The following is a 13,845-nucleotide window of genomic DNA, read 5'->3' on the forward strand; positions in this document are numbered from 1 at the left end:
AAAACTAGATAATAGATAGAAGGCAATTAATTTTTTTCAAAGCATCTGTAAGATCTTTTTTAACGGTTAAGTTAGAAAGGGCGCACGGTGGATGCCTTGGCACTAGGAGCCGATGAAGGACGGGACTAACACCGATATGCTTCGGGGAGCTGTAAGTAAGCTTTGATCCGGAGATTTCCGAATGGGGAAACCCACTGTTCGTAATGGAACAGTATCTTTACCTGAATACATAGGGTACTGAAGGCAGACCCGGGGAACTGAAACATCTAAGTACCCGGAGGAAGAGAAAGCAAATGCGATTTCCTGAGTAGCGGCGAGCGAAACGGAATTAGCCCAAACCAAGAGGCTTGCCTCTTGGGGTTGTAGGACACTCAACATGGAGTTACAAAGGAACGGGGTAAATGAAGTGATCTGGAAAGGTCCGTCAAAGAAGGTAAAAACCCTGTAGTTGAAACTTCGTTCCCTCCTGAGTGGATCCTGAGTACGGCGGGACACGAGAAATCCCGTCGGAAGCAGGGAGGACCATCTCCCAAGGCTAAATACTCCCTAGTGACCGATAGTGAACCAGTACCGTGAGGGAAAGGTGAAAAGCACCCCGGAAGGGGAGTGAAATAGATCCTGAAACCGTGTGCCTACAAGTAGTCAAAGCCCGTTAATGGGTAATGGCGTGCCTTTTGTAGAATGAACCGGCGAGTTACGATTTCATGCGAGGTTAAGTTGATAAGACGGAGCCGCAGCGAAAGCGAGTCTGAATAGGGCGAATGAGTATGAGGTCGTAGACCCGAAACCAGGTGATCTACCCATGTCCAGGGTGAAGTTCAGGTAACACTGAATGGAGGCCCGAACCCACGCACGTTGAAAAGTGCGGGGATGAGGTGTGGGTAGCGGAGAAATTCCAATCGAACCTGGAGATAGCTGGTTCTCTCCGAAATAGCTTTAGGGCTAGCCTCAAGATGAGAGTATTGGAGGTAGAGCACTGATTGGACTAGGGGCCCCCAACGGGTTACCGAATTCAGTCAAACTCCGAATGCCAAATACTTATTCTTGGGAGTCAGACTGCGAGTGATAAGATCCGTAGTCGAAAGGGAAACAGCCCAGACCACCAGCTAAGGTCCCAAAGTATACGTTAAGTGGAAAAGGATGTGGAGTTGCTTAGACAACCAGGATGTTGGCTCAGAAGCAGCCACCATTTAAAGAGTGCGTAATAGCTCACTGGTCGAGTGACTCCGCGCCGAAAATGTACCGGGGCTAAACGTATCACCGAAGCTGTGGATTGACACCGTATGGTGTCGATGGTAGGAGAGCGTTCTAAGGGCGTTGAAGTCAGACCGGAAGGACTGGTGGAGCGCTTAGAAGTGAGAATGCCGGTATGAGTAGCGAAAGAAGGGTGAGAATCCCTTCCACCGAATGCCTAAGGTTTCCTGAGGAAGGCTCGTCCGCTCAGGGTTAGTCGGGACCTAAGCCGAGGCCGAAAGGCGTAGGCGATGGACAACAGGTTGATATTCCTGTACCACCTATACATCGTTTGAACGATGGGGGGACGCAGAAGGATAGGGTAAGCGCGCTGTTGGATATGCGCGTCCAAGCAGTTAGGCCGGAAACGAGGCAAATCCCGTTTCCATTAAGGCGGAGCTGTGATGGCGAGGGAAATATAGTACCGAAGTTCCTGATTCCACGCTGCCAAGAAAAGCCTCTAGTGAGATGTAAGGTGCCCGTACCGCAAACCGACACAGGTAGGCGAGGAGAGAATCCTAAGGTGTGCGAGAGAACTCTCGTTAAGGAACTCGGCAAAATGACCCCGTAACTTCGGGAGAAGGGGTGCTTTTTAGGGTGAATAGCCCAGAAAAGCCGCAGTGAATAGGCCCAGGCGACTGTTTAGCAAAAACACAGGTCTCTGCGAAGCCGCAAGGCGAAGTATAGGGGCTGACACCTGCCCGGTGCTGGAAGGTTAAGGGGAGAGGTTAGCGCAAGCGAAGCTTTGAACCGAAGCCCCAGTAAACGGCGGCCGTAACTATAACGGTCCTAAGGTAGCGAAATTCCTTGTCGGGTAAGTTCCGACCCGCACGAAAGGTGTAACGATCTGGGCACTGTCTCAACGAGAGACTCGGTGAAATTATAGTACCTGTGAAGATGCAGGTTACCCGCGACAGGACGGAAAGACCCCGTGGAGCTTTACTGCAGCCTGATATTGAATTTTGGTACAGCTTGTACAGGATAGGTAGGAGCCTGAGAAGCCGGAGCGCTAGCTTCGGTGGAGGCGTTGGTGGGATACTACCCTGGCTGTATTGAAATTCTAACCCGCGCCCCTTATCGGGGTGGGAGACAGTGTCAGGTGGGCAGTTTGACTGGGGCGGTCGCCTCCTAAAGAGTAACGGAGGCGCCCAAAGGTTCCCTCAGAATGGTTGGAAATCATTCGTAGAGTGTAAAGGCACAAGGGAGCTTGACTGCGAGACCTACAAGTCGAGCAGGGACGAAAGTCGGGCTTAGTGATCCGGTGGTTCCGCATGGAAGGGCCATCGCTCAACGGATAAAAGCTACCCCGGGGATAACAGGCTTATCTCCCCCAAGAGTCCACATCGACGGGGAGGTTTGGCACCTCGATGTCGGCTCATCGCATCCTGGGGCTGTAGTCGGTCCCAAGGGTTGGGCTGTTCGCCCATTAAAGCGGTACGCGAGCTGGGTTCAGAACGTCGTGAGACAGTTCGGTCCCTATCCGTCGCGGGCGCAGGAAATTTGAGAGGAGCTGTCCTTAGTACGAGAGGACCGGGATGGACGCACCGCTGGTGTACCAGTTGTCTTGCCAAAGGCATAGCTGGGTAGCTACGTGCGGACGGGATAAGTGCTGAAAGCATCTAAGCATGAAGCCCCCCTCAAGATGAGATTTCCCATGGCGCAAGCTAGTAAGATCCCTGAAAGATGATCAGGTTGATAGGTCAGAGGTGGAAGCGTGGCGACATGTGGAGCTGACTGATACTAATAGATCGAGGACTTAACCAACGCTTTAAAAAAATGAAATACCTTCTTATTATTATCTAGTTTTGAAGGAATGAAAATTCTTCAAAAATGAATATAGTCTGGCAATGATGGCGAAGAGGTCATACCCGTACCCATTCCGAACACGGAAGTTAAGTTCTTCAGCGCCGATGGTAGTTGGGGGTTTCCCCCTGTGAGAGTAGGACGTTGCCAGGCTATTCATTTAAATCTTTAAATGGGTTTTAGGAAACATTATATTATTCCGCAGTAGCTCAGTGGTAGAGCATTCGGCTGTTAACCGAACGGTCGTAGGTTCGAGTCCTACCTGCGGAGCCATATGCTTCCATAGCTCAGTAGGTAGAGCACTTCCATGGTAAGGAAGAGGTCAGCGGTTCGAATCCGCTTGGGAGCTTCCCAATCTATCTATGAACACAAAACAGTTCGGCCCGTTGGTCAAGCGGTTAAGACACCGCCCTTTCACGGCGGTAACACGGGTTCGAATCCCGTACGGGTCACCATTTCTTAATTCATTAAAACGGAGGATTAGCTCAGCTGGGAGAGCATCTGCCTTACAAGCAGAGGGTCGGCGGTTCGATCCCGTCATCCTCCACCATTTTATTCTTTACTTGCCGGTGTAGCTCAACTGGTAGAGCAACTGACTTGTAATCAGTAGGTTGGGGGTTCAAGTCCTCTTGCCGGCACCATTTACAACCATATAGTGCGGAGGGGTAGCGAAGTGGCTAAACGCGGCGGACTGTAAATCCGCTCCTTCGGGTTCGGCAGTTCGAATCTGCCCCCCTCCACCATTTTAATAAAATCCTGTGGATCAGTTATATATTCTCTGTATTGGGGAAATGTATGATTACCACCTTTTTATTTTGTTGACCATTAATCTTTTCATAACATATATTGGGCTATAGCCAAGCGGTAAGGCAACGGATTTTGATTCCGTCATGCGAAGGTTCGATCCCTTCTAGCCCAGCCATTTGCGGAAGTAGTTCAGTGGTAGAATACAACCTTGCCAAGGTTGGGGTCGCGGGTTCGAATCCCGTCTTCCGCTTAATATATTTTAAATCCCTTAGGGGCCTTAGCTCAGCTGGGAGAGCGCCTGCCTTGCACGCAGGAGGTCAGCGGTTCGATCCCGCTAGGCTCCACCATCAACTACATACACCAAAACTTACGTCTTAAACCAAAAATGGTTTAAGACTTTTTTTGTTTAAGAAATAGTTGGGTATACTAATCCCCAGAAAATATTTTTTTCAAAAAACATATGTGATAGTCAAACGTGTATCTTTATACATGAAAATGTCGAGTTGAACCACTCGGCATATACGATATAAAATGGTGGAAAGGGGGAATTGTATGTCTATTCAGAAAATTTCCGTCATCGGATTGCCTATGGACCTCGGTCAAGCAAGGCGAGGGGTGGATATGGGACCTAGTGCCATTCGCTGCGCAGAGATTGTCGAGCGTCTTGAAAAGTTGAATATAGAAGTAGAGGATTTAGGGGATATAATTGTAGGGCGTCCTGAAAATGCAGATGAGCCTGGGACAAATCTAAAAAACTTACAGCTTGTTGCAGAAGGGAACACCCAGTTAGCTACAAGAGTTGATGAAATAATAGAAGGAGGTTCCTTTCCGCTTGTATTGGGGGGAGACCATTCAATAGCTATAGGTACACTGGCAGGTGTCGCAAAGCACTATGAAAGTTTAGGTGTGATTTGGTACGACGCACATGGGGATTTAAATACGGAAGATACTTCACCATCAGGGAATATACACGGGATGCCCCTAGCTGTCAGTATTGGGGTTGGACACCCGGACCTAATCAATATCCATGGTTTTGCTCCAAAAGTGAAACCGGAAAACATCGTAATAATTGGAGCAAGGTCATTGGACGAAGGGGAAAAAGAACTTATCCGTGAGAAAGGGATTAGAGTATTCACGATGCATGAGATCGACCGTATGGGAATGGCACGGGTCATGGAAGAATGTATTGATTATTTAAGGGAAAGAACGGATGGAGTCCACCTTTCATTGGATTTGGATGGAGTTGATCCAGCAGATGCACCCGGAGTGGGGACACCGGTGATTGGTGGTATAAGTTATCGGGAAAGTCATTTGGCCATGGAAATGCTTGCGGAATCCAACTTGATTACATCCGCTGAATTCGTTGAAGTGAATCCCATTTTAGATGAGCGAAATAAAACGGCGATCGTTGCCGTGGCCCTAATGGGTTCGCTATTTGGAGAAAAGTTATTATAACCAATAAATAAAAGAAACAGTAACCGGCTTGTAATGGGTTACTGTTTTTTATATGCTATAAGACGTAGGTTTATTTTCCAGGGTGTATGTAACAGGAACATATCTATAGATAGATGGTTGCAATCTTATTTCCATATTCACTTAAGAGCACGACTGTCTGTGAGATCTCCATTTTTAGTTAAATGGATGTATTGGGTGATTAAAGAATCCAGTTTGCTGCTAACTTCAACAACTTCATTATCCACCATCGAAGAACGGGAAGCCAAAAACATCATTTTCTGTCTGTATTGTTCAATATGGTCTAAAATTTGTTCTGCAGTCATATAGAGAATCACTCCCTTGAATTTCAATTTCTTACTATATAGCCCTGTTTTTTTTTTCTTAAACATAAAATGTAAAACTTTGTTAAAATTAATGTATTAAATTTTTGAAACCTTTTAGCTTACGATTCGTAGTAATCGTATAGCCGCATGAGCGGGGGTAATACCGGAAAATGGATGCACTCATTAAAGAGAGAATTAATCAAGTATTAAAGGGAGACCATAATGCATTTGGGGAAATTGTCGAAATTTACAAGGACAAAGTATTCCAAATATGTTTTAGGATGCTCGGAAACAGGCAAGAAGCAGAAGATTTGGCCCAAGAGGCCTTTGTAAGAGCCTACGTGAATATTCGAAGTTTCAATATACAAATGAAATTTTCTACATGGTTATATCGGATTGCGACCAATCTTTGTATTGACCGGCTTCGGAAGAAAAAACCGGATTATTATTTAGATGCAGAGGTGGCAGGAACAGAGGGATTGAATATGTATTCCCAAATTGCATCGGATATGGCGAAACCTGAGGAAGAGGTTGAATCTTTAGAACTACAGGAAACCATTCAAGTGGAAATAATGAAATTGCCCGAAAAATACCGATCGGTAATCGTATTGAAGTATATTGAAGAGTTATCTTTAAAGGAAATCAGTGAAATACTCGATTTGCCGGTCGGTACGGTTAAGACGAGGATACATCGCGGTCGGGAAGCCTTGCGTAAACAACTACGCCATTTATAAAAAGAAGGTGAGAAAAATGAACTGCCATGAGGAAATCATTGAATATATGCATGATTATTTAGATGAGGACATCAAACCGGAGCATAAAGAAGTTTTACGAGAGCACTTGCATAACTGTGCTGAATGCCGGGATTACTTTCATGAAATGAAAAAGGCGGTCGCTCTTGTACAAAGCACTTCCCATATAAAGGCCCCGGATGACTTTACAGCAAAGGTTATGGCTCAATTGCCAAAGGAAACGAAAACAACAGGTGCCAAACGTTGGTTCAAAAGCCATCCCTTCATGACAGCGGCAGCGATGTTCATCATATTGATGACAGGATCTGTTTTTTCCACTTATAATCAGGACGAACATTTTTCAGTATCTAAGCAGCCGAACTTAGTGGTCGAAGGTGAAACGGTGATTGTTCCTGAGGGTGAGACGATCAAGGGAAATGTGGTAGTTCAAAATGGTAATATTCAAATAGATGGTGAAGTAGAGGGAGATGTGACAGTCATAAATGGGCATAAATATATGTCTAAAGCAGGGAATGTGACTGGGAGCATCCATGTTATTGACCAAGCCTTTGAGTGGATGTGGTATAAAGTAAAGGATACTGCAACCTCGTTGGTTCCTGCTAAAGAGGAGAAAAAGGAATAAGGAATGGTAGCTGGGAGGGGCATCGTTTTTCATTTACGGTGACTTCGCTCAGCTTTATTTTTTAATGGGAAATGAACCATTTTTCATGATGCGTTTTTCCTATGTAAATTTCTCACACTAGTTTTTAGATGTATCATTTAAAAAATGGTATACTATTAAGGTTATCTTATAAAGAATGTAATTGGTATTTGGAGTAATACTGACTGGAGGAAACAACATGTCTTTAACCAATTTGACTGTTTGGGACTATGTAGTAAATTTCATTGATATTCTCCTTGTATGGTTTGTGATATATAAATTGTTAACTATTATTCGAGGAACGAAGGCTATTCAGCTGCTAAAAGGAATTTTTGTAATTGTCATTGTAAAAAGCTTAAGCAACCTGTTTGGTTTCAATACACTCGGATGGTTAATGGCACAAGTCATGAATTGGGGAGTATTGGCGATTCTCGTCATTTTTCAACCTGAACTGAGAAGGGCACTCGAACAATTAGGACGCGGGAAGCTCTTTGCAAGGGGCACCGTTCCAGAAGAGAATCAGCAAGAGCGTTTAGTCGAAGAAATCCTAAAGGCGTCGACTTATATGGCAAAAAGGCGGATTGGGGCCTTGATTACTATAGAGAAGGGTACGGAGCTGGGGGATTATGTTGAAACGGGGATACCCCTAAAATCCTATATTTCTTCAGAACTGCTCATTAATATCTTCATCCCTAATACGCCGCTCCATGATGGCGCAGTTATTTTACAAAATAACCAGGTGGCGGCTGCAGCTTGCTACTTGCCATTATCAGAGAGTCCATTCATATCAAAGGAGCTTGGCACACGGCATAGGGCAGCCATAGGCATGAGTGAAGTTACGGATAGTCTTACGATTGTCGTTTCAGAAGAAACGGGAGGGATATCCGTCACTAAAAACGGGGAACTTTACCGGGATTTGAATCAAGAATCATTTAGAGCCATGCTTACAAGTGAACTGGTAGTGGAAAACATCAAATCAACTTCCTCAAGCATCTTTAACTGGAGGGGGAAAAAGAATGGATAAATTCACCAATAGCGCTTGGTTTATGAGAATCGTAGCTTTTGCCTTGGCAGCACTTTTGTTCATTTCCATTAACTTTGAGATGGAGTCGGATAAAAAATCCCTTGGTTTATCGACAGCCCCTGAAATCAGTACGGAGACCATCGAAAATGTACCGGTTGAAGTATACTATGACCGTGAGAATCTAGTGGTGAGCGGAGTACCGGAGACGGTTGATGTTACTCTAAAGGGAGCAAAAAGCCTATTGATAAATGCGAAAAACCAAAGGGACTTTAAAGTGTATGTAGACCTTTCTGATCCTGCAATATCAATGGGGGACAGAACCGTCACATTTAAAATAAGTGAGTTGAATGAAAAGTTAGTGGCGACGATCGATCCGGAATATGCGGAAGTCAACGTTCAGGAACGGGTGACGAAGGAATTCTCCGTTGAAGCCGAGTATAATAGCTCTTTACTTGAAGAGGGATATACCGCTGGTCAGCCAACAGTCAGCCCGAAAACTGTCAGAATAACGGGTGCTAAAGATGCGATTGAACAAATTTCCTATGTAAAGGCAAACCTTGAAATAAGTAAGGGACTTAACGAAACGGTGAACAGCAAGGCAACCGTTAAAGCCCTGGACAGGGACTTGAATAAGCTTGATGTGACGATCGAGCCATCTTCTGTTGCAGTTTCCTTGGAAGTGAGCATACCTTCCAAGACGGTGTCGATAGCACCGAAGCAAATGGGCAAGGCAAAGGATGGCATCAGGATCACGAGTATAAGTGTCGACCCAAAAGAGGTTACCTTATTTGGTTCGGAAACGAGCCTGGAAAAAATAGATGGAATAAATCTTCCTGTAAATATCTCGAAAATTGATGGTGATACAGAACTTGAACTCGATCTTAATAAACCGGAAAGTGTACAAAAAATGTCCTTGGGTAAGGCCAAGGTCAAGATTCGCACAGAGAAAGTTGATGTAGATGAAGATGAAGAGAATGCAGAGCCAGTCGTAGAAGAGGAAGAACCGGAAACTGAACAAAAACAAGAAGAACAAGTAGTCGAAGAAGAAACAGAAGAAGATGAACCGGCTGCCATTGAGTCTAAAACTTTCAACAATATACAAATAGTGCCTGTGGGCATACAGGATGACCAAAATGCCGAATTGGAATCCGATGTAACAAGCATCACTTTGCTTGGTGAGGCGGATGATTTGAACAAAATAACTAAAGACGACATTAATCTTACAGTAGATGTGAGTAATTTAGATGAAGGTACGCATGATGTGGATTTGGCGGTAACAGTGCCTGAGGGAGTGGAATGGGAACTGGATTCTAAAACGGTTTCGGTCACCATCACACAAAAAGACGAAGAGACATGACCTTCCTTTAACATCATCATTAAATTCAGTAACGATTCGAAGAAGGAGCGATAAAGATGGGTAAATATTTTGGAACAGACGGAGTCAGGGGTATAGCGAATAGCGAATTAACACCGGAGTTGGCATTTAAACTAGGCCGTTTTGGTGGCTACGTTCTTACTAGAAATACAGAAAAACCCAAAGTGCTGATAGGGCGCGATACTCGTATTTCAGGTGAAATGCTGGAAGGTGCGCTTGTTGCCGGTCTTTTATCCATTGGGGCTGAAGTGATGCGCCTGGGTGTCATTTCGACACCGGGAGTTGCCTATTTAACAAAGGCCTTAAGTGCTGAAGCAGGTGTCATGATTTCCGCTTCGCATAATCCGGTAGCGGATAATGGCATTAAATTCTTTGGACCGGATGGGTTTAAGTTATCCGATGATCAAGAAGCTGAAATTGAAACACTATTAGATATGGAAAAGGATGAACTTCCACGCCCGGTTGGCGGAGATTTAGGCCATTTGAACGATTATTTCGAAGGAGGGCAAAAGTATCTCCAGTACTTGAAACAATCAGTGGATGAAGATTTTACAGGCATTCATGTTGCTCTTGATTGTGCACATGGGGCGACATCTGCCTTGGCCATGCATCTGTTTGCAGATCTTGATGCAGACATCTCTACAATGGGGGCATCGCCAAATGGCTTGAACATTAATGATAAGGTAGGTTCTACCCACCCTGAAGCACTTGCTGAATTCTTAAAAGAAAAAGGTGCGGATGTTGGACTTGCTTTCGATGGGGACGGGGACCGCGTCATTGCGATAGATGAAAAAGGAAATATAGTGGACGGCGACCAAATCATGTATATCTGTGCGAAATACTTGAAAGAAAATAATCGTCTGAAACAGGGAACAGTGGTTTCTACGATCATGAGCAACCTTGGTTTCTATAAAGGTCTTGAAGAGCATGGTATACAAAGCGCCCAGACGGCAGTGGGAGATCGCTATGTGGTCGAGGAGATGCGAAAAGGCGGCTATAACCTTGGTGGCGAACAATCCGGACATATCATCTTCCTGGACTATAACACGACAGGTGATGGCTTGTTGACAGGCTTACAGCTTGTGAACATCATGAGTGACACCCAAAAAACCTTATCGGAGCTCGCTGGCGAGATGAAGAAATATCCTCAAACGCTGATCAATGTCAGAGTTACCGATAAACACGCTGTAACCGATAACGAAAAGGTACAGGAAGTCATCAAGGCAGTCGAAGGGGAAATGAACGGAAACGGCCGTATTTTGGTGAGACCATCCGGCACTGAACCACTAGTCCGTGTTATGGCTGAAGCACCGACAGCTGAGGAATGCACTAATTATGTAGATCGCATCGTCGCAGTTGTAAGAGCGGAAATGGGTATGAACGAATAAGCAATCCTATGCATAAAGGGAACGAAATTTCCTTTTATGCATATTTTTATAAAGAAGTACTTTTTTTAGGTATTGGTAATAAAGAATTGACCTATGTCCCTTGTTTAAGGTATGATTATCCTGATTTACAACTCATTTTCTAAAAATGGTTGTGTTAAAAAGGAGGGTAGGCAGGGAGAAACGGATTCACAAAAGCGCCTGAACTAAGTCTGGACGAGAAATGGCTTAGTTGACGAGGAGGAGGTTTATCGAATGATCGGCGGATACCTCCCGGCTGAAGTGCACAGCCGCAGTAATTCCAATCTTAAAACAGTAGGGCAACTTACTGCACAAAGGATTGGAAATGCACAATGGGAAAAAGTGCTTTAGGGCATTTCCTTTATAAAAATATATATCAGAGATGAGGGGGCAGGGATGCCCCCGTGCATTCCTGTTCCCTCGAATCGGTTGGAGGAACAGAAATTATGTGTGGAATTGTTGGATATATTGGACTTAACGATGCTAAGGAAATTTTATTAAAAGGTCTTGAAAAACTTGAATACCGCGGTTATGACTCTTCAGGGATTGCTGTGAGAAATGAAGCAGGCGTGACAATCTTTAAGGAAAAGGGAAGAATCGCGGACTTACGTGAAGCCGTGGATGAAAATACCATGGCACATACCGGAATAGGACATACGCGCTGGGCCACCCATGGTGTGCCAAGCCGTGAAAATGCCCATCCCCACCAAAGTAATTCAGGTCGATTGACTTTAGTCCATAATGGGGTCATTGAAAACTATGCGATTCTAAAACGTGAATATTTGAAGGATGTTGCCTTTAAAAGTGAAACGGATACGGAAGTCATCGTTCAACTCATAGAGAAGTTCGTGAACGAAGGTATGGAAGTGGAAGAGGCGTTCCGTCAAACACTCACTCTTTTAGAAGGTTCATATGCCATCGCCCTATTGGATGCTGAAAATGATGAAACCATCTTAGTCGCAAAAAATAAAAGCCCGCTGCTAATCGGCGTCGGAAATGACTTTAACGTTGTTGCTTCGGATGCAATGGCCATGTTGCAAGTCACAGATCAATTCCTTGAACTGATGGATAAGGAAATGGTTATCGTGACAAATGAAAAGGTAACGATCAAAAACCTTTCCAACGAAGAAGTTATGCGTGCTCCATATACTGCTGAACTGGATGCAAGTGATATTGAAAAAGGTACGTATCCTCACTATATGCTCAAGGAAGTCGACGAGCAGCCAGCTGTCATACGTAAAATCATTCAAGCATACCAAAATGAAGAAGGTAAACTTGCAATCGATTATAGCATTACTGAAGCTGTAAGTGAGGCTGACCGTATTTATATCATTGCTTGCGGAACCAGCTATCATGCAGGATTGATTGGTAAGCAATTCATCGAAAAAATGACGGAAATTCCGGTTGAGGTCCATGTGGCATCGGAATTCACTTACAATATGCCGTTATTATCGAAAAAACCGTTATTCATCTTCATTTCACAAAGTGGTGAAACTGCAGATAGCCGTGCCGTGTTAGTGTCCATCAAAGCGCTTGGTCATAAAGCCCTGACTATCACGAACGTACCTGGCTCTACATTGTCACGTGAAGCGGATTATACGCTCTTGCTGCATGCTGGCCCTGAAATTGCCGTTGCATCAACAAAGGCCTACACAGCTCAAGTGGCAGTCTTATCCATCTTAGCGAATGTAACTGGCCAATTCCGTAACATGGAGCATGATTTCGACCTTGTAAAAGAGCTTGGAATCGTTGCGACAGCAATGGAAGCCCTTTGTGATTCGAAAGAAGAGATGGAAGACATTGCCCGTGAATATTTGTCCGTTACGAGAAACTGCTTCTTCATTGGCCGTTCCCTTGACTACTATGTTGTTCTTGAAGGGGCCCTTAAGCTGAAGGAAATCTCATACATCCAGGCGGAAGGCTTTGCTGGCGGAGAGCTTAAACATGGAACGATCGCCTTGATTGAAGAAGGTACACCTGTCGTAGCCCTTGCTACGCAAGCAGGCGTCAACCTAAGCATCCGTGGTAATGTAAAGGAAGTGGTTGCCCGAGGCGCCAACCCTTGCATCATTGCCATGAAGGGGCTTGAAGAAGAGGATGACCGTTTCGTCATCCCGGAAGTGAATGAACTATTAACACCCCTTATCTCTGTTATCCCGCTGCAGCTCATTGCTTACTATGCAGCCTTGCACCGCGAATGTGACGTGGATAAACCACGTAATCTTGCGAAAAGTGTAACTGTTGAGTAAGTTGGAATGAATGCAATGTATGTTATGTAATATTGAATTAACCCCTTTAGATAATATTTTCTAAAGGGGTGTTTTTATGTCTAAAAGAGCAAGAACATTGCAAGTAGAAAAATGGATTAAAAAAGGCCCAGGAATAGGCATCGGTGTGCAGTGTAATAAATTCGTTTGCAATCTATCAAATTCATCGGTAGGTAATCGCGGCATCTTTAAGAGCAAAGTTAAAGATTTGGATAAGGCGTTGGCTTACAAACGATTGTATGGTGGATTGTTGAAAGAAAAAACGATGTGGTAGATGGCGATTTAATTCGTATTAGCATGAATAATTCCATCCTCAAAAATAATTTTAAATCTTAGGAGAGAATGACATGGAAGTTTTTGCGGAATTTTCAGCGAATATTGATAACCCGCAACATAGGGAGCGAACGGAAGAAGTCTTGGCTTGGGTAACTAAGAAATTTCCATATTTAATGCCGAAGATTGCGTGGAATCAACCTATGTTTACCGATCATGACACATATATTATTGGCTTTAGTGTAGCCAAACATCATTTGGCTGTTGCCCCTGAAAAGGCAGGGATTGATCATTTCTCAGATGAAATCGTGCAGGCTGGCTATGATCACACCAAGCAGTTGGTACGTATCAAGTGGGACAGTCCGGTTGATTATTCATTACTTGAAAAAATGATCGAGTTTAATATTTTTGATAAGGCAGACTGTTCAACTTTTTGGAGGAAATAAATAAAAAATCGGATTAGTTAAGGGTGAATTAAACCTTTATTAAAGTGTCCATTATTCGGTGTTCTGTTCAATATTAGAAGTGAAACGATGTGGTCCTGAGG

10 protein-coding genes, 9 tRNA genes and 2 rRNA genes are annotated in these 13,845 nt (G+C 44.3%); 20 read left to right on the top strand and 1 reads right to left on the bottom strand.

Annotated elements, in window-relative coordinates:
• The first annotated feature begins 64 nt into the window (after positions 1-64).
• From NYE63_RS00935 to rocF, 12 genes are all read left to right on the top strand, one after another.
• A 23S ribosomal RNA gene (locus NYE63_RS00935) occupies positions 65-2,997 on the top strand.
• Between the two features lie 76 nt (positions 2,998-3,073).
• A 5S ribosomal RNA gene (gene rrf, locus NYE63_RS00940) occupies positions 3,074-3,189 on the top strand.
• A gap of 45 nt (positions 3,190-3,234) precedes the next feature.
• Positions 3,235-3,309, top strand: a tRNA-Asn gene (locus NYE63_RS00945).
• Positions 3,310-3,312: 3 nt separating this feature from the next.
• Positions 3,313-3,385: transfer RNA gene (locus tag NYE63_RS00950), tRNA-Thr, on the top strand.
• Positions 3,386-3,416: 31 nt separating this feature from the next.
• Positions 3,417-3,491, top strand: a tRNA-Glu gene (locus tag NYE63_RS00955).
• A 19-nt stretch (positions 3,492-3,510) separates the two neighbouring features.
• Positions 3,511-3,586: transfer RNA gene (locus NYE63_RS00960), tRNA-Val, on the top strand.
• Between the two features lie 15 nt (positions 3,587-3,601).
• Positions 3,602-3,677: transfer RNA gene (locus NYE63_RS00965), tRNA-Thr, on the top strand.
• Positions 3,678-3,695: 18 nt separating this feature from the next.
• Positions 3,696-3,779, top strand: a tRNA-Tyr gene (locus tag NYE63_RS00970).
• Positions 3,780-3,883: 104 nt separating this feature from the next.
• Positions 3,884-3,958: transfer RNA gene (locus NYE63_RS00975), tRNA-Gln, on the top strand.
• 3 nt (positions 3,959-3,961) lie between these two features.
• Positions 3,962-4,033 (top strand) — tRNA-Gly (locus tag NYE63_RS00980).
• 21 nt (positions 4,034-4,054) lie between these two features.
• Positions 4,055-4,130 (top strand) — tRNA-Ala (locus NYE63_RS00985).
• Positions 4,131-4,341: 211 nt separating this feature from the next.
• On the top strand, positions 4,342-5,238 hold the full coding sequence (rocF, locus tag NYE63_RS00990; protein ID WP_342605654.1) for an arginase: 897 nt from the start codon (positions 4,342-4,344) through the stop codon (positions 5,236-5,238).
• Positions 5,239-5,375: 137 nt separating this feature from the next.
• Here the strand turns inward: rocF and NYE63_RS00995 are convergent, their stop codons facing one another.
• Complete coding sequence (locus NYE63_RS00995) at positions 5,376-5,561, bottom strand: aspartyl-phosphate phosphatase Spo0E family protein (RefSeq protein WP_342603747.1); 186 nt, start codon at positions 5,559-5,561, stop codon at positions 5,376-5,378.
• A gap of 170 nt (positions 5,562-5,731) precedes the next feature.
• On the opposite strand from NYE63_RS00995, the gene sigW reads away from it, so the two are divergent.
• The 8 genes from sigW to NYE63_RS01035 all read left to right on the top strand — a co-directional run bounded on the left by sigW (position 5,732) and on the right by NYE63_RS01035 (position 13,744).
• Positions 5,732-6,295: an RNA polymerase sigma factor SigW gene (gene sigW, locus NYE63_RS01000; RefSeq protein WP_063236211.1), complete on the top strand. Its 564-nt coding sequence runs from the start codon at positions 5,732-5,734 to the stop codon at positions 6,293-6,295.
• 16 nt (positions 6,296-6,311) lie between these two features.
• Positions 6,312-6,935: an anti-sigma factor gene (locus NYE63_RS01005; RefSeq protein ID WP_063236210.1), complete on the top strand. Its 624-nt coding sequence runs from the start codon at positions 6,312-6,314 to the stop codon at positions 6,933-6,935.
• Positions 6,936-7,152: 217 nt separating this feature from the next.
• A complete protein-coding gene (gene cdaA, locus NYE63_RS01010; protein WP_034304935.1) occupies positions 7,153-7,977 on the top strand; it encodes a diadenylate cyclase CdaA in 825 nt (274 codons plus the stop codon).
• The gene (locus tag NYE63_RS01015) at positions 7,970-9,334 is read left to right on the top strand and encodes a CdaR family protein (protein WP_342603748.1); all 1,365 of its coding nucleotides are present in this window, start codon (positions 7,970-7,972) and stop codon (positions 9,332-9,334) included. Before cdaA ends, NYE63_RS01015 begins: the two co-directional genes overlap by 8 nt.
• A 56-nt stretch (positions 9,335-9,390) precedes the next feature.
• Positions 9,391-10,740 (top strand): phosphoglucosamine mutase, encoded by a 1,350-nt coding sequence (gene glmM, locus NYE63_RS01020; protein ID WP_207440979.1) that lies wholly within the window; start codon positions 9,391-9,393, stop codon positions 10,738-10,740.
• A 464-nt stretch (positions 10,741-11,204) separates the two neighbouring features.
• The gene (gene glmS, locus NYE63_RS01025) at positions 11,205-13,007 is read left to right on the top strand and encodes a glutamine--fructose-6-phosphate transaminase (isomerizing) (RefSeq protein ID WP_342603749.1); all 1,803 of its coding nucleotides are present in this window, start codon (positions 11,205-11,207) and stop codon (positions 13,005-13,007) included.
• A gap of 76 nt (positions 13,008-13,083) precedes the next feature.
• The gene (locus tag NYE63_RS01030; protein WP_342603750.1) at positions 13,084-13,299 is read left to right on the top strand and encodes a hypothetical protein; all 216 of its coding nucleotides are present in this window, start codon (positions 13,084-13,086) and stop codon (positions 13,297-13,299) included.
• A gap of 73 nt (positions 13,300-13,372) precedes the next feature.
• On the top strand, positions 13,373-13,744 hold the full coding sequence (locus NYE63_RS01035; RefSeq protein WP_342603751.1) for an iron chaperone: 372 nt from the start codon (positions 13,373-13,375) through the stop codon (positions 13,742-13,744).
• Positions 13,745-13,845 lie beyond the last annotated feature (101 nt).

This window comes from Peribacillus sp. FSL E2-0159 (assembly GCF_038643155.1).
Taxonomy (GTDB): domain Bacteria; phylum Bacillota; class Bacilli; order Bacillales; family DSM-1321; genus Peribacillus; species Peribacillus simplex.

What these genes read in the sequence shown, in the direction of transcription:
- sigW (WP_063236211.1), top strand. Translation starts at nt 5,732, where the DNA reads ATGGATGCACTCATTAAAGAGAGAATTAATCAAGTATTAAAGGGAGAC.
- glmM (WP_207440979.1), top strand. Translation starts at nt 9,391, where the DNA reads ATGGGTAAATATTTTGGAACAGACGGAGTCAGGGGTATAGCGAATAGC.
- glmS (WP_342603749.1), top strand. Translation starts at nt 11,205, where the DNA reads ATGTGTGGAATTGTTGGATATATTGGACTTAACGATGCTAAGGAAATT.
- NYE63_RS00995 (WP_342603747.1), bottom strand. Translation starts at nt 5,561, where the DNA reads ATGACTGCAGAACAAATTTTAGACCATATTGAACAATACAGACAGAAA.
- NYE63_RS01030 (WP_342603750.1), top strand. Translation starts at nt 13,084, where the DNA reads ATGTCTAAAAGAGCAAGAACATTGCAAGTAGAAAAATGGATTAAAAAA.
- NYE63_RS01015 (WP_342603748.1), top strand. Translation starts at nt 7,970, where the DNA reads ATGGATAAATTCACCAATAGCGCTTGGTTTATGAGAATCGTAGCTTTT.
- cdaA (WP_034304935.1), top strand. Translation starts at nt 7,153, where the DNA reads ATGTCTTTAACCAATTTGACTGTTTGGGACTATGTAGTAAATTTCATT.
- NYE63_RS01035 (WP_342603751.1), top strand. Translation starts at nt 13,373, where the DNA reads ATGGAAGTTTTTGCGGAATTTTCAGCGAATATTGATAACCCGCAACAT.
- NYE63_RS01005 (WP_063236210.1), top strand. Translation starts at nt 6,312, where the DNA reads ATGAACTGCCATGAGGAAATCATTGAATATATGCATGATTATTTAGAT.